Source organism: Ligilactobacillus salitolerans, from assembly GCF_003864415.1.
GTDB lineage: Bacteria > Bacillota > Bacilli > Lactobacillales > Lactobacillaceae > Ligilactobacillus > Ligilactobacillus salitolerans.
On the sequence record NZ_BFFP01000009.1, the window covers coordinates 1 to 15,558 of the forward strand.

The following is a 15,558-nucleotide window of genomic DNA, read 5'->3' on the forward strand; positions in this document are numbered from 1 at the left end:
CACTCATTGTTAACAGATTGCGTTCGACTTGCCTGTATTAGGCACGCCGCCAGCGTTCGTCCTGAGCCAGGATCAAACTCTCATTTTAAAAGTTTGTGACTCATAAATTTTACTAGCGAATTGACTTCGCAAATGTTGTTTGCACTTACCTTTCGGTAAGCGACCTCACACATTTGATTTGTCGAAACTTTGTTCAGTTTTCAAAGATCTACTCGGTTATCACTCGCAAGTGACAACTTTATTAGTTTACCACGCTCAGCAAAAAAGTCAACCATAAATTTAAATAAATTTAGAAGTGGATATTTTCGCGTCTCACAGCAAACAAAAAGCTAATAACGAATCAATTAGCATAAATAAATATACAGGTATTTAACGAACTCGTCAACTATCCGTTGTTTAGAATTAGTTGGTCTTAAATTTTAAAACCAAACTTAGCAGCATTCTGACCTGCTAAAGTTCATTTTTTAATAAAGATCAGTCCATATTTTTGCATGCAAAACGTCAGTTTACTGCCGAATAACGGACTTTAGCAATTTTAAAAAATATTTTAAAAAAGTGCCAGCGTTATAAACACCAGCACTTGTTTAATATCATATTATTAAGCTTAACGTTCTTCGGGTCTTAACGTTGGGAAAAGTAAGACGTCTCGAATTGAAGCTGCATTAGTCAGCAGCATCACCAGCCGGTCGATCCCGATCCCCAGACCGCCTGTCGGAGGCATACCATATTCCATTGCTTCAATGTAGTCTTCGTCGATCCCTTCAGCCTCTTCGTTACCTTCTGCGCGTTCTTTAGCCTGAGCCTCAAAACGAGCACGTTGGTCGATTGGATCATTAAGTTCAGTAAAGGCGTTAGCATACTCATTACCCAAAATAAACAACTCAAACCGATCAGTGAAGCGCGGATCATCAGGATTTTTCTTCGCTAACGGAGAAATTTCCACTGGATGGCCATAGATAAAGGTTGGATCAACGATTTTATCTTCACAGAATTGCTCAAAGAACTCATTAATGATGTGTCCAACTTGCCAATACTGCTCGTAATGAACACCATTATCATCAGCCAGTTTGCGTGCTTCTTCTAAGGACATTTCTTGCCAGAAATCGATCCCTGTAACTTCTTTGATCATATCAACCATGTGTACCCGGCGGAATGGCTTGTTGAAGTCCACGCGACTCCCCTGGTACTCAATAGTATTATCATCTGAAACAACTTTACATGCAGCTTTAAAAATGCCTTCTGTCTCATCCATCACGTCAGTAAAGTCAAAATAAGCAGCATAAGACTCGAGCATTGTAAACTCAGGATTATGCTTGGTATCGATCCCTTCGTTACGGAAGACGCGTCCGATCTCATAAACTCGTTCCATCCCGCCAACGATCAAGCGTTTTAAGTGGAGTTCAAGTGCAATGCGCAAATACAGTTCAATGTCCAATGCGTTGTGGTGTGTCTTAAAGGGACGAGCAGAAGCCCCGCCAGCCTGATTATGCAGCACTGGTGTTTCAACTTCTAAAAAGCCTTCCCCATCTAAGTAGTTGCGGACTGCGGCAACAATTTTGCTGCGGTTAACAAAGCGTTCATAGCTTTCTCGGTTCGTGATCAGATCGAGATAACGTTGACGATAGATCTGCTCCACGTTTTGCAAGCCATGATATTTATCCGGCAAAGGACGTAAAGCTTTAGACAAGAAAGTTAGTTTAGTGACACGCAGGGTCAACTCACCCATATCAGTTTTAATAACTTCCCCTGTCACACCCAAAAAATCACCCAGGTCTGAGCGCTTAAAAATATGGTAGTTTTCTTCGCCCAAGATATCCTTGCGCACGTATAGCTGCATTTTGCCTGTCCGGTCCTGGATATCAGCAAAACCAACCTTACCTTTGCCGCGTTTAGCAACCATTCGACCTGCGATTGTTGCAGTGATCCCTTTATCATTTAAATCTTCTTTAGTTGAATCTTCGTATTTTTGGTGTAGATCCTCATTGTAAGAATCCCGTTCAAATCTGTGTCCGAACGGAGCGATCCCTTCTTCATACAATTCGTCTACTTTTTGTCGCCGCACACGCAACTGATCATTCATTGACTGTTGATTAGCCATCAAATATCCTCTCTTTCCACTTTCACATATAAAACAGTATATCACATCATCATTTTAAAATTAAATCAACTTTTAATCTTTCCTGGTCTTAAGCACGCGCATTAATTTCGATTTGACGCAGTTCTTCTGCTGAAAACTGATATTTTTTGCCGCAAAAATGACAAATTGCTTCTGCGCCATGATCCTCAGTGATCATTTGCTCAATATCAGCACTACTCAAGGATGCCAAAGCTTCTGCAAAGCGTTCTTTACTGCAATCACACTCAAAACCGACAGGCATTTTGTCCAAGATCTGCAAGTTTTCTTTGCCAAAGATTTTCGCCAAGATCTCTTCTGGATGCAGACCTTCTTGCATCATCGAAGAAACCAGCGGCAGCTCCTTTAACTTCTGCTCAAGCTGATCGATCACCTCGTCAGTTGCCCCCGGCATGACTTGGATCATAAATCCGCCCGCACTGCCAATTGAATTGTCGTTTTCGACAAAAACTGACAAGCCCACAGCAGATGGGATCTGCTCTGATTTAGCGAGATAATAAGTAAAATCATCGCCTAATTCCCCTGAAACTAATGGAACTTGGCCGGTAAACGGTTCTTTTAAGCCAAGGTCTTTGGTAACTGAAAAAGTTCCCTGGGTCCCCACGGCTCCCCTAACATCAATTTTATGCTTGGCATTCAATGGTAAATGCACGTGGGGGTTTTGCAAGTACCCTTTGACCGTCCCCTGAGCATTGCCGTCCACAACAATTGCCCCCACAGGACCATCGCCTTGGATCTTGACTGTCATCTTCTCATCACCCGACAATGAAGCAGTAGCCAGCAGCAAAGTGCCAACTAGACTTCTTCCTAAGGCAGCTGAAGCAGCGCTCCAAGTATCATGATCTTTTTGCGCTTGAGTCACGGTTTCCGTTGCTTCAACGGCATAAGCGCGCAACTGACCGCCAAACGCCAAGCTCTTGACTAAATAATCAGACATTTCTCCTACTCCTTTATCACACGGCCCCTATTAGCAGACTCATAAGAGCTAATTGGGGGTTCTGTGATTTCAAACCTATAGTTATATTTTAATTTTTTCAGACATTCTTTAATTTATCCTGACAGTTTTTGACTGCAAGAAATGGCACTTTCCTGCAGTTCGCACCGTCAAATTGTAGCATATTTGAATTTCAAAGAAAATAAATAGTGAACGAACTTCTTATCAAGTCCGTCCACTATTAGAATTACCACAAACTAGTTTTCTTGATTGTGATCATCATCCGGATAGAAGGTCTCAGTCGGTTGTTCAGCTGATTTATCTTCAGCTTGGTCACCTTGTGATCCCTGGTGTCCAGCACGTTTTTCTGCTTCTTTGCGTTCCAAAGCCTTTTTCGATTCTTCAAACGATGCGGCTTTTTCACTTGGAAATTCGTCTTGCTCTCCAGATGGCATTTCACCCGTCTTATAGAGACTCAGGATCTGTTTTTCATCCAAGGTTTCATATTGGAGTAACGCTTCAGCGATACGCTTATGCTGCTTGCGATGCTGCTCGATGATTTCTTTAGCCCGTTTCATCTGTTCATTAGAGATCCGGATCACTTCGTCATCGATCACATTAGCAGTCTGACCAGAATAGTTCGGTTGACCAGCATATTGACCAGCTGTCATTGCACTTTGGCCTTCATATTGCACCGGACCAAGCTTCTCGCTCATCCCGTACTCAGTGACCATCGCCCGTGCCATTTGTGTGGCCTGCTGGAAGTCATTTGATGCACCGGATGATTGAACACCGAAGATAATTTCTTCAGCGGCACGACCACCCATCAGCCCAGCAATTTGGTCTTCAGCATCTTTCTTAGACAGCAGTGCCTGGTCTTCTTTAGGAAGCATGATCGCATAACCGCCAGCACGTCCGCGCGGTACGATCGTAACTTTATGCACAACTCGTGCCTCATTGAGGACCAAACCGATGATCGTATGACCAGCTTCATGATAAGCCACAGTCTCGCGTTCTTTCTTATTAACCACACGATCCCGTTTAGCCGGCCCGGCGATCACACGGTCTTCTGCTTCATCTAAGTCCGAAGCGTCAACCGCTTTCTTGTTACGACGAGCAGCCAGCAAAGCAGCCTCATTCAGTAAGTTTTCCAAGTCAGCTCCGACAAAACCAGGAGTCTGTTTAGCGATCATCTTCAAATCAACGTCTTTAGCCAATGGCTTGTTCTTGGCGTGAACTTTCAAGATCGCTTCACGACCCTTAACATCCGGCCGGCCAACCAGGATCTTCCGGTCAAAACGGCCTGGACGAAGCAAGGCTGGATCCAAGACATCGGAACGGTTGGTAGCAGCCATCACAATGACTCCCTCATCGCCTTGGAAACCGTCCATTTCAACCAGCAACTGGTTTAAGGTCTGTTCCCGTTCATCATGACCCCCGCCCATGCCACTGCCGCGTTGACGGCCAACAGCATCGATTTCATCGATAAAGATGATCGAAGGGGCATTTTTCTTGGCATTTTCGAACAAGTCACGTACACGACTGGCACCAACACCAACGAACATTTCCACGAAATCAGAACCAGAGATCGAGAAGAATGGGACCCCAGCTTCACCAGCAACTGCTTTAGCCAGCAATGTTTTACCAGTCCCCGGAGGACCCTCTAACAAGACCCCCGAAGGAATCCGGGCACCCAAGGACAGGAACTTGCGGGGATCGCGCAGAAATTCAACGACTTCCACCAATTCCTGTTTTTCTTCTTCTTCACCAGCAACATCGGAGAAGCGAACCTTGTTGTTCTTTTTATCAACTGGTTTAGCCTTGGACTTGCCAAAGTTCATCACCTTGCCGTTGCCGCCGCCTTGACCGGCCTGCCCGATCATCATATAGAAGAAGAAAATCATGAAGACTACTGGTAATAAGTAAACTAGTAATTGGATCCAAATGCTGCTGGATTCTTCTTCCTTAGCACCATTCTTCACGCCGTTCTTCTGAGCATATTTCTGAATCTGACTGACCGAGGAATCATTGGTCAAGACATTGGTAGAAAATGACTTCACTTCGGATGGCGCAACGTTGCCGAAACCATTAAAAGCATTGTTGGTTTTTGCCGACTTATGAGCTTTTTTTAATGTTCCGTTGATTTTATAAGTGCTGCCGGAGGGCTGCATTGTAAAATCTTTAACGTTGTCCTTCTTAAGTTCAGTGATGAATTGACTGGATTGGATCTGTTCTGTGCTTGTATTCGACTTAGAGCCGAAGAAATAGTACATTACACCCATTATTCCAAGGAAAATCACAATATAAAACAGACTATTTTTTAGTAGTCCATTTTTCTTGTTGTTCATAGGTTTCCTCCTTACAACTTTTCAGCCGAAGATTCGGCTACTGAAAACATCATATCACATTTGACCTTTTTTGACTATTATTGACTATTAATTTTCGGAGTAAATTTCAGGCTTCAAAATGCCAACATAAGGCAGATTGCGATAATGTCCTAAATAATCAAGACCGTAACCAACTACGAATTCATTAGGAACTTTAAAACCGATGTAGTCTGGCTTGACTGCCTTGACCCGACGCTCCTTTTTATCCAGCAAGGTGCAGATCTTAACTGACTTTGCCTTGCGGTGACCAAAAAGATCGACCAAGGTCTGCAATGTTTGACCAGTGTCAATAATATCTTCAATGATCAAGACATTTCTGTCTTCGACTGAAACATCCAAATCTTTAATGATCTTGACTGAACCTGACGAGACTTGAGCATTGCCGTAACTTGAAACCGACATAAAATCCAATTCACAATATGTATCGATCTGACGCACAATATCAGACATAAATAAGATCGCGCCCTTTAAGATACATACAACCAACGGATTTTTGTCAGCATAATCAGCAGTGATCTGTTTGCCCAGTTTTTTTGCAACTTCGTGAATATCGTCTGCACTGTAAAGTATTTTTTCAATATCGTTATTCATGAGGTAACCCCTTTTCCCTGCTTATTTTCCTATAAATTACTATGTAATGAATTTTATCATTTACACTTTGTCGTGACAAATCAGATTTCTTTGCCCCGACCACCCAGAGGATCTCCCCTGCTTGAAGACTAACGACCCAAGTATGGTCTCTTTGCCAAAAGGGGACCTTCTGATCGATCAAGATCTTCTTAACTTTTTGCTTGCCTGCAGCAGTCAATAATTTATCGCCCGGCAGTCGATGACGCACGGTTAACTGCGGCTCTTTTTGTCCGAGTTCCAAAACATCATCGCTTGCTAAGATCGGTGTCCCGGCAGGAAACAAGCCAATTTTTTCCCCAGCACTTAATGTTTGCCACTGGCCCAATTGCAAAGGGTACTCCGCCATTGAAATGTCAGCCTGCTTTTGCACATGTTCAAAACGAAAATAATCATATTCTTTGATAAAAACATAATTATGCTTTAGACGGATCATTCCTTGCGGCTTGGCTGGATTTTCTAATAAGGCTCGCTGCTCTCGGACCTGCTGATCATTGGTCTCGCTCAAAAATTCTGCGCTTAATGCCCGCAAGGCGGCATTTTTTTCGGCAGATGGCAATTGCTGAAAACGAGAAACTGAGTAGCCTTGTTCCACTTTAAGCAGCTCCAGCACTTGCCTGGTCCGAACCTTTGCGAGTTGAAGTACATCATCTAATTGTTCCTCAAACGAAGCAATATGTTCCAAGAAACGCGGATCTTCCTGTTTCAAAAGTGGAACTGCTTGGTGTCGCAGTCGATTACGTAATGTGTCATCTTTAGCATTGGTCTGATCTTCAAAATAAGTCAGCTGATTAGACCGAGCATAAAAATAGAGCTGCTGCTTGCTAAAGTACAGCAGGGGTCGGCATAAAGTAAACTCAGAGTGAAAGGACCGCTTTGACTTGATCCCTGTCAATTGAGCCAAATCCCCGCCCCGCAGCATTTTCATCAGAAAAGTTTCAGCTTGATCGTCTCCATGATGAGCAGTCAGCAAGACCTGCGCACCAGATTTTTTCATGACTTGAGCAAAAAAACGGTACCGGAAATCCCGGGCGGCTCCCTCGATCCCAGTCTGCGGGTGATCATCTGGCAGCCACCGTGTCGTTTCAAATTGCAAGGACCGTTGTTCACAGAACTTTTTTAAATAGGCAGACTCAGCCTGACTTTCTGTGCGCAAACAATGGTCAACGTTAGCCACGATCAGTTCGGGGCTAAGATCGACTGGCAGTTTTTGCAGCAGATCTAACAAAACAACTGAATCAACACCGCCTGAGACTGCCACTACCACTCGCTGTCGACCGATCCCCAGCTGCGACCAAATTTGAATAAATTGAGCACCTAGATTCACTGACTCCAACTCCAAATAAATAGTTATTAATAAAGCAAAAGGTACGGCAAAGTTCCCCCTGCTGTACCTCCTTTAAACTGAATAAAACCCCGGCAGGCTAGCTTCTTCGGCCACCACGACCACCACGTTTTCCTTCAGTATTACGTTTCAATGAAGTTAAACGTTCGTCACTTTGTTTCATGAAGCCAGCCAACAAGGAATCAAAATCTCCCTTGCCAGCTTCATGCTTGTGCGAAGCATAACCTCGTTTATTGTTATGATTTGAGCGTTCATTAAATTTTTTAGCACCATTGTTATGCGGACGAGGTTTAGAGTTGCTCTCTTCATGATGATCATTTCTCCGATTATCATGATTGTGCTGTTGCTGTGAGTCTGCTGCTTTCCGAATCGACAAAGCAATCTTGTTGTCATCAGAAACAGAGAGGATCTTCACAGTCACCTCATCGCCAACTGAAAGGACATCGTGAATATCTTTGACAAAACCGTCAGAAACTTCACTGATATGGACCAAACCGGTTTTACGTTCACCTAAATCAACGAAAGCACCGAAGTTTGTAATACCTGAAACTTTACCAATGACTTTTGAACCTACTTCAATTGACATATAAAATTTTTGTTCCTCCTAAGATAATGTCTATAAAGTAGTATACCACGACCCTAGACCGATTTGTATAGAAATAACAAACCAGTCGCAATTAGAAAAGAACGCACTTTTTTGCTCATCTGTAAGTTGCGTCAAAACAGTCAGTTATTTTTGGTTGTTCACACCCTGTGAGCGGCTTTCCGGTAAGTTATAGATCGTCTCATTCTTTTTTGAATAGAAATAGCGCTCGCGAATAAACTTCTCTAAGTATTCCGGGTCTTTTAACTGCTTGACCTGTAAACCAAGATTTTTTTGCTGCTCTGTTTGACCCTTGAGTTCAGCCTTAGCAGACTGAGTCTGGACCTGGATCTGTCGCGCACTTAAGTAATTTTTTACGATCTGAACCGAGCAGATCAGTGTTAGTACGATTGCCGCCGCTAACAGCAGCTGCATACGCCTGCGATGCTTTTTTTGCAGCCTTTCATCGTCTGTTTTCTGATTAGCAGCAGTCGTCTGCTGCCGGTAATAATCGTTATTTAAAACTTTAACAGTTGAATTTTTTTGAGCCATCAGCAAACACCCCCCTCAAATCAAAGCTGCTATGGCTGGCACAATTCCCCCTATATACCGCTATATTATAGCAAAGGCTTGCTTAAATAGCCATTAAGAACTACTACAGACCAACGATTTAAGAATTTTTTAGTCGGCTGCCGCCCAAGCATGAAAACAAAACAAAAAGTGCTGTCCCTGTCAAAGCAGTGAGCAACACTTTAATTTTAATTTCTATTTCAAAAAGTACCTTGCTGTACGGCCAAAGAGTTCAGCCAGCAAGTAGCCCATCAATACCCCCGCCATGTTAGCTATGACATCGTTAATGTCTACGAAACGCGTCATTAACCCTAAATTATCCAGCAAAAATTGCGTTCCTTCGATCATTGCCCCGATCCCGATACTTATTACAAGCAGCTCAGCGCGACCCAAATATTTTTGGAACAACAGAATAATAAAGCAGCCTGCTGGGATCGTCATCAAGATATTTAAATAAAAACTAATATCGTAAAATTCGGTGAAGGGTTCTAAGATCACGGGAGCTTGCCCCAGGACATGGAAAGTAACACGTCCCGTTGCCGCGGTACTTAGGTCAGCAGTCTGGGGGTAAAAGCACAGATATAAAACGCACAGAATATAACTGCCAAACAGCAATGTTGCTATCAGTTGGACAAACTTTGAGTATTTCAGATCTAAGGTTTTTAACATTTTCTTTTTCCTCCCCTGCAGCTAAATACGGATCATGAATTGTCTTCATCATAACCAGCAAAGTTTAAACCAACCTAAAAAACCGGCAGATCTCCAACTGTAAATCCAGTTAAGAAATCTGCCGGCCGTTAATTATCGCTAACCTTACATTCTATAGTCTTCTTTATAATCCTCTGAAACGATCTCGTAAAGGTCTTCTGCCTCATCCTTTTTAGTCGTATCCTTGATATCACGAACTTTCAAGGTCAGGGTTTTATTACCAAAGTTGATCACCAGTGTATCTCCGATTGCCACATCACTTGAAGATTTGGCAACCTTGCCATTAATAGTGATCCTCTTTTGATCTGAGATCTGTTTAGCGACTGGCCGCCGTTTAATGATCCGTGAAACTTTTAAAAATTTATCTAAGCGCATTTTCTCACCTTATTGATGTTTTTTAATGTGATTTATTTTCGCAACTAACTTGCTTCCTCCTGGAAGAGCTTCCCACTCTGCCAGAGTGAATAAATGGGTCTGAGTCGCCGTTAAGACAAATACAAGGACTCCCAAAATAACGGCACACGGTACAAAGATCAGCACTTGAAGCCGCCCAAGCTGAAATAATTGCTGGCAGATCCAAGCAGCTCCAAAAACAACGCTCATCATCGCTGCCACACACAACAACAGTTTGATACCAAAATTTCTCTGCCGCTTTCCTTGTTCCCGGTAATTTCGCGGCCAAATCAGGGTCAAAGCCGCGATCCCAGCAACCAAACCTAGTGCCGTACTCAAAGCAGCTCCCATGATCCCAATATGACTGATCAGCCAACTATTCAAGAAAATTTTCACTGCTAAAGTCAAGATCACAGCCAACCAAGTTCCGCCAAAACTCCCCTTACTTTGCAGGATCGAGTTTAAAATACTGAGCGTAGAGATCAGCGGAATGCTGACAATATAAATGCAGAGAGTCAAGCTCAGCTGTGAATCACCGAATAACAGCAAATTGACCTGCGGCATTAAACTGATCAAACCAGCAGACGCCGCTGTTGCCAAAGCGATCCCGCTGTGCAGCATGGTCTGTGCAATTTCATGAAACTCTTCTTTTTTATCGGCTTTTAAAGTCGCGGTCAAAGAAGGCAAAAGTGTCGCGGAAAAACTCAAAGCAACCGTCATTCCAACTTGAACCAAAGGCTGCCCACGATCATAGATCCCTTTGATGAATTTCGCTTTTTGACTGCTCATACCGAAATCCTGCAGGCTTTTGAGAACAGTAAACGAATCAACTAACTGTAATAATACCATAAGAGCAGCGAATAAGCAGAGGACTGCACCCTCTTTAAACAATGCTTTCAGCAAGAGCGAGTAACTGATTTTTGCTTTTTTAGCAGGCACATAGCGTAAAAATTTTCTCAAGGTTGGCAAAAGGACCAGGACAGCACTCGCGCCGCCAAGAACTGAAGCCAACATTGCGACCGAACCAGTCTGATAGACCGACCAGCTTAAATGCTGTGCCGCTAATGCCGCGCCAATGATCAAACCGACCCGGACCATTTGTTCACTGACTTGTGAAAGCGCAGTCGGGATCATATCAAATATTCCTTGTCCATATCCACGCGCACTGGCTAAAAACGGCATTAATAAAAACATCCAAGAAACACTTGTGATCAGCGACGCGAGTTTAGGGTCGCCCATCAACCTGCTCAAAAGCCCAGCCCCAAGCTGCAAGAGACCAAACAGCAGAACTGCCAGAACTGCTAAGAGCACAAAAAGCCGCGCGGCAACTTGCGCTTGCTTTTCTTCATCATCTTCTTGCGCGACCAGTTTGGAAATAAAAGCAGGCAGACCATTTAAAGCCAGCGTCATGCCGATCCCATAAAGCGGATAGATCTGCTGGTAAACGTAAAAGCCGGTGTTGCCGACAATATTCTGAAATGGTATCCGATAAAGAGCACTTAAAACCTTGGCGGTCACTGCCGCTAAAGTCAAGATCAGTGCCCCTTTCATGGTCTTTTTCATCTGCTCGTTTTTCACTATTTTTCTGCTACTTTCTGCTGAATTTTTGCCGCTTGCGCTGCTAAACTTTTCGTCAAGGCTTGTAATTGCTCCAAAATATCTTGTTCATTCATCTTTGGCTGGATCACTAACGAAAGTGTTGTTTGGTCTTTATCCGGCTCTAGTGAAGCATTAAATTTAGTTTCAGCTACAGCTTTCAACAGCTGTTTAGCACTGTAAGTCTGAGTAGCTTTTTTGCTGAGCTTGACTGCGATCTTCTTTTTTTGTTGTTTGATCGACTCGATCATCGCCTGGTCAGAATACATTTTTAAAAGTCCAATATCAAGCAAAGCAGCCACTTCTGGCGGGTATTCTCCAAAACGATCGATCAAATCGTCTTGCACTTCAACATATTGTTCCTGTGACTCGAATTGACGCACCCGTTTATAGATCTCGATCTTCTGGCGCGGATCTTCGATATAAGTTCCAGGCAAGTATGCTTCAATGTCCAAGTTGATCTCAGTATCAGTCTTAGTCGGTACATTTTTCCCGCGTTTTTTGGCAACGGCCTCATTTAACATTTGGGTGTATAGATCATATCCGACCGAATCAATAAAACCGTGCTGCTGTTTGCCTAAAATATTGCCTGCTCCGCGGATCGAAAGGTCACGCATCGCGATCTTAAAACCAGATCCAAGTTCAGTAAAATCCTTGATCGCTTCCAGCCTTTTTTCACTAACTTCGTTCAAAATCTTATCTGGCTGATACATAAAGTAAGCATATGCCACACGATTGGACCGGCCAACACGCCCCCGCAGTTGATAGAGCTGCGCCAGACCCATTCGATCAGCATTTTCTACAAACAAAGTATTAGCATTCGGAATGTCGACACCAGTTTCAATGATCGTAGTCGTCACTAAAACGTCGTATTCTCCGTTAATAAAGTCATACAAGATCCGTTCCATTTGAGTTTCTGTCATCTGTCCGTGGATATAGGCGATCCGAGCCTCAGGAACTAAAGCCTGTAATTCATCAGCGGTCTTTTCGATATCAAAAACACGGTTGTGCAGGTAAAATACTTGCCCGCCGCGAGCCATTTCGCGTTTGATCGCATCTACGATCACGCCATAATTTTGCTCCATCACATAGGTCTGGATCGGATACCGGTTCATCGGAGCCGTTTCGATCACAGATAGATCCCGCACTCCAAGCATTGACATGTTAAGTGTTCGTGGGATCGGGGTCGCAGTCAGGGTCAACACATCAACACTGGCCTTGAGCTGCTTCAATTTTTCTTTATGTTTGACTCCAAAACGCTGTTCTTCATCGATGATCAGCAAACCCAGATCGGCAAATTTGACATCTTTCGATAGCAAACGGTGCGTCCCGACCACGATATCACACATCCCAGCCTTGAGATCCTTGATCGTCTCATCTGCTTGGCTTTTAGTCACAAACCGCGACAAGATCCCGATCTCAACTGGAAAGCCATTGAACCGATCAACTAAAGTTTCATAATGTTGTTGCGCCAGAACAGTTGTCGGCGCCAAAAAAGCGACTTGCTTTCCGTCCTGGATCGCTTTAAAGGCCGCACGCATGGCAACTTCGGTCTTGCCGTAACCCACATCACCGATCAATAAACGATCCATCGGCTTGGGTTTCATCATATCTTGCTTAATTTCAGCGGCGCTCCGTAACTGATCAGGTGTCTCGGTGTAAGGAAAGGCATCTTCAAACTCAGCCTGGTAAGGATCATCTGGGCCAAAGGCATAGCCTTTTTCAGACTCGCGTTTAGCATATAATTCGACCAGCTCATCAGCGATATCTTCGATCTTACCCGCAACACGTTTCTTAGTCTTGGTCCATTCACTACCGCCCAGCTTGTTGACGTGCGGTGTTTTTCCTTCTGAAGAAACATACTTTTGCACGCGGTCTAACTGGGTGACTGGAATAAACAGCTGCGCGTCGTCTTGGTAATCGATCGTCAGGTAATCTTGATGCTTGCCGGAAACTGTGAGGGTCTTCATCCCCATAAATTTGCCGATCCCATGGTTGACGTGGACCACGAAGTCGCCTTTTTTCAGATCAGTATAACTGCGCAGGCGTTCTGTATTCTTCATGGTCTGCCGTTTAGGCTGCTTTTTTGTCGCTTTCGCAAACAATTCGTGCTCGGTTAATATAACAAGATCGGCTTGCGGTAATTCAAAGCCATTTTGCAAGCTGCCTGCCACGACCTGGATCGCGTGTTCCTGCAAACTATCGGACTTAGTCATAATGCTGGGAATTTCAAAATCGTCCAGAGTTTGCGACACTTTTGCTAGCCGCTCATTATTTGCGACAAAGATCACCACGGTCTGCTTTTGCTTTTGCCAACGATCCGCTTCCGTTTTGAGCAGCGGCATTTGTCCAAAGAACTGCTGAACCGCCCGTGCCTTAATGTCTGTCATCTGGGTAAAGCGCAGCTGCCCCATCCCTTTTTGAAACAGTGACAAGAAAAGCTGCGGGTGTTGATCAGCGCGTTGCCGTCCCCGAACATCTGCGGCTAAATTCATATTGGGCAGCGCGTTTTGCCGTCCCAATTCGGCGGTCAGCCATTCGGCATTTTGCGCGTTCAGATCATTTTCTTTGTCCAAGATCCGTGAATAATCATCAAAAATTACCAGACCAGAAGCTGGCAGGTAGTCTAATAGACTAGTCTTTGTGCCCAAGATTTCGCTGGCAAATAGCCGATCAAAGTCATGCAGCATTCCGGCAGCAAGGTCCGCGAAAATTGGGGTAAAATTAGTTTCCAAACGCTGCTTCGCTTCTGTTTCATGCAGCTGGCTAAGCTGTTTTTCATAGGCCTGCTTGATCACTTGCTCGGCTTGCTTTACTTCAGACTCTTGTGCAATAAAATCCGTTGCCGGGAGAACTAAAACTTCTTCAGTATTTTCTACACTGCGCTGATCACTAGCGTCGAAGAAACGCAAAGAATCGATCTCAGTGTCAAATAGATCACAGCGAACCGGATAATCCGCATTCAAACAATAAATATCCAAAATGGAGCCGCGCACCGCAAAATCGCCTGGTCGTTCAACCATCTTCTGCCGCGTATAACCCATCGTAGTCAGCAAGGCGGTGGTTTCCTTTAAGTCGATTTGCGCACCGACTTTTAGTTTCAACCGGCTTTCCTGCCAAACCTGCGGCTGGGGCAAAAATCTTGTCAGGCCAGCAGTTGCAGTCACGATCAGCGTTGGTTTATCTTGCTGCAAAGCCTCCAGCGCCAAGACACGTTGCCTCTTGAAATCAGGTGAACTGGTTGCAAGCTCTTCGGCCATCATTTCATCGACAGGAAATAAAAAGACCGAATTTTCATCCAATAAGTTTGTCAAATCATCACTGAGCTGCTGGGCATGAAACAAGTCATCCGTAATGATCAGCTGAGTGGTCTGTTTTTGTAAGAACAACTCGGCTAGCATCACAGTTTTCGCTGAGCCGCTCAAACCAGTCAGCAAGTGATGCCCGCTCGTTAAGTCTGCCTGCCATTTTTGGTATTCAGGGATCTTTCCAAATAGATCCGTAACCTGCATATTTAAATTTCCTCCTATAAAGTAAGCACCAAATAATTGGCTAATTGAACTGGTTCATTGCGTTCATAAAGGTGTTTCCAGCCAGCCAGTACTCAATTGCGTCACTGGCATGGTCGATCGCTGCTTGGATCAAGGGCCGCTCGTTTGCGGTAAAGGTCGACAAGACCCAGTTGACCACAGTCATCTGGGCGGGATGGCCGATCCCAACTTTGATCCGTTTGAAGGTTTGGGTATGAGTGTGAGCGATAATGCTCTTGATACCATTATGCCCGCCAGCAGAACCTTTTTGTCGTAATCTGATCCGACCTAACTCCAAGTCCATGTCGTCATGAATTATGATCAAGTCTTCAACTGCGACATCAAAATAATTCATTAATGGTCCAACTGCTCTGCCAGAATCATTCATAAAAGTCGTTGGTTTAACCAGCAGCACTTTTTCATTGTTGATAAATGCTGTCGCGATCAAAGCCTCAAATTTTTCTTTGTCAAAAGAGACATTTGCTCTGTGAGCAAGTTCTTCAACGACCGCAAAGCCGATGTTATGCCGTGTATTTTCATAATTTTTCCCAATATTCCCTAAACCAACGATCATTTTCATTTTTTGTAACATCCTTCATTAATTGTTTTTTTGCTTTGTGTAGCATCATACTTATTTCAATGCATTCCTTAAAACGCTTACAGCAATGCGGTGCGACAGAAATTAGCTGGGGATTAGAAAAACCCTCAGCTAATTGCGTTTTCAAGTCCCTATTATAGCACATCCGCTTAG

General features: G+C 44.0%; 12 protein-coding genes and 1 rRNA gene. All 13 read right to left on the minus strand.

Annotated elements, in window-relative coordinates:
• A 16S ribosomal RNA gene (locus tag LFYK43_RS12735) occupies positions 1-88 on the minus strand; the annotation flags it as partial.
• A gap of 516 nt (positions 89-604) precedes the next feature.
• Entirely contained in the window at positions 605-2,098 is a 1,494-nt protein-coding gene (lysS, locus tag LFYK43_RS03785) for a lysine--tRNA ligase (protein WP_124975595.1), read from the minus strand.
• 88 nt (positions 2,099-2,186) lie between these two features.
• A complete protein-coding gene (gene hslO / locus LFYK43_RS03790; RefSeq protein WP_124975597.1) occupies positions 2,187-3,071 on the minus strand; it encodes an Hsp33 family molecular chaperone HslO in 885 nt (294 codons plus the stop codon).
• A gap of 254 nt (positions 3,072-3,325) precedes the next feature.
• A complete protein-coding gene (ftsH, locus tag LFYK43_RS03795; protein ID WP_124975599.1) occupies positions 3,326-5,416 on the minus strand; it encodes an ATP-dependent zinc metalloprotease FtsH in 2,091 nt (696 codons plus the stop codon).
• Positions 5,417-5,503: 87 nt separating this feature from the next.
• Positions 5,504-6,046 (minus strand): hypoxanthine phosphoribosyltransferase, encoded by a 543-nt coding sequence (gene hpt, locus LFYK43_RS03800; RefSeq protein WP_124975601.1) that lies wholly within the window; start codon positions 6,044-6,046, stop codon positions 5,504-5,506.
• Positions 6,039-7,409, minus strand: coding sequence for a tRNA lysidine(34) synthetase TilS (tilS, locus tag LFYK43_RS03805; protein ID WP_124975603.1), 1,371 nt, complete (start codon positions 7,407-7,409; stop codon positions 6,039-6,041). Before tilS ends, hpt begins: the two co-directional genes overlap by 8 nt.
• Positions 7,410-7,506: 97 nt before the next feature.
• On the minus strand, positions 7,507-8,013 hold the full coding sequence (locus tag LFYK43_RS03810) for a S1 domain-containing RNA-binding protein (RefSeq protein ID WP_124975605.1): 507 nt from the start codon (positions 8,011-8,013) through the stop codon (positions 7,507-7,509).
• Positions 8,014-8,157: 144 nt separating this feature from the next.
• On the minus strand, positions 8,158-8,562 hold the full coding sequence (locus LFYK43_RS03815) for an FtsB family cell division protein (protein WP_124975607.1): 405 nt from the start codon (positions 8,560-8,562) through the stop codon (positions 8,158-8,160).
• Between the two features lie 213 nt (positions 8,563-8,775).
• Entirely contained in the window at positions 8,776-9,249 is a 474-nt protein-coding gene (locus tag LFYK43_RS03820) for a VanZ family protein (RefSeq protein ID WP_124975609.1), read from the minus strand.
• A gap of 144 nt (positions 9,250-9,393) precedes the next feature.
• The gene (locus LFYK43_RS03825; protein ID WP_124975611.1) at positions 9,394-9,663 is read right to left on the minus strand and encodes an RNA-binding S4 domain-containing protein; all 270 of its coding nucleotides are present in this window, start codon (positions 9,661-9,663) and stop codon (positions 9,394-9,396) included.
• A 9-nt stretch (positions 9,664-9,672) separates the two neighbouring features.
• Positions 9,673-11,244 carry a putative polysaccharide biosynthesis protein gene (locus LFYK43_RS03830; protein WP_229717931.1) on the minus strand — a complete coding sequence of 524 codons (1,572 nt, stop codon included), beginning with the start codon at positions 11,242-11,244 and terminating at the stop codon, positions 9,673-9,675.
• A 14-nt stretch (positions 11,245-11,258) separates the two neighbouring features.
• Positions 11,259-14,789: a transcription-repair coupling factor gene (gene mfd, locus LFYK43_RS03835; protein WP_124975615.1), complete on the minus strand. Its 3,531-nt coding sequence runs from the start codon at positions 14,787-14,789 to the stop codon at positions 11,259-11,261.
• Positions 14,790-14,829: 40 nt separating this feature from the next.
• The gene (gene pth, locus LFYK43_RS03840; protein WP_124975617.1) at positions 14,830-15,387 is read right to left on the minus strand and encodes an aminoacyl-tRNA hydrolase; all 558 of its coding nucleotides are present in this window, start codon (positions 15,385-15,387) and stop codon (positions 14,830-14,832) included.
• Positions 15,388-15,558: the final 171 nt, after the last annotated feature.

Coding starts and splice junctions, on each gene's coding strand:
- ftsH (WP_124975599.1), bottom strand. CDS start 5,416: ATGAACAACAAGAAAAATGGACTACTAAAAAATAGTCTGTTTTATATT.
- hpt (WP_124975601.1), bottom strand. CDS start 6,046: ATGAATAACGATATTGAAAAAATACTTTACAGTGCAGACGATATTCAC.
- lysS (WP_124975595.1), bottom strand. CDS start 2,098: ATGGCTAATCAACAGTCAATGAATGATCAGTTGCGTGTGCGGCGACAA.
- LFYK43_RS03810 (WP_124975605.1), bottom strand. CDS start 8,013: ATGTCAATTGAAGTAGGTTCAAAAGTCATTGGTAAAGTTTCAGGTATT.
- hslO (WP_124975597.1), bottom strand. CDS start 3,071: ATGTCTGATTATTTAGTCAAGAGCTTGGCGTTTGGCGGTCAGTTGCGC.
- LFYK43_RS03820 (WP_124975609.1), bottom strand. CDS start 9,249: ATGTTAAAAACCTTAGATCTGAAATACTCAAAGTTTGTCCAACTGATA.
- pth (WP_124975617.1), bottom strand. CDS start 15,387: ATGAAAATGATCGTTGGTTTAGGGAATATTGGGAAAAATTATGAAAAT.
- LFYK43_RS03815 (WP_124975607.1), bottom strand. CDS start 8,562: ATGGCTCAAAAAAATTCAACTGTTAAAGTTTTAAATAACGATTATTAC.
- LFYK43_RS03830 (WP_229717931.1), bottom strand. CDS start 11,244: ATGAAAAAGACCATGAAAGGGGCACTGATCTTGACTTTAGCGGCAGTG.
- mfd (WP_124975615.1), bottom strand. CDS start 14,789: ATGCAGGTTACGGATCTATTTGGAAAGATCCCTGAATACCAAAAATGG.
- LFYK43_RS03825 (WP_124975611.1), bottom strand. CDS start 9,663: ATGCGCTTAGATAAATTTTTAAAAGTTTCACGGATCATTAAACGGCGG.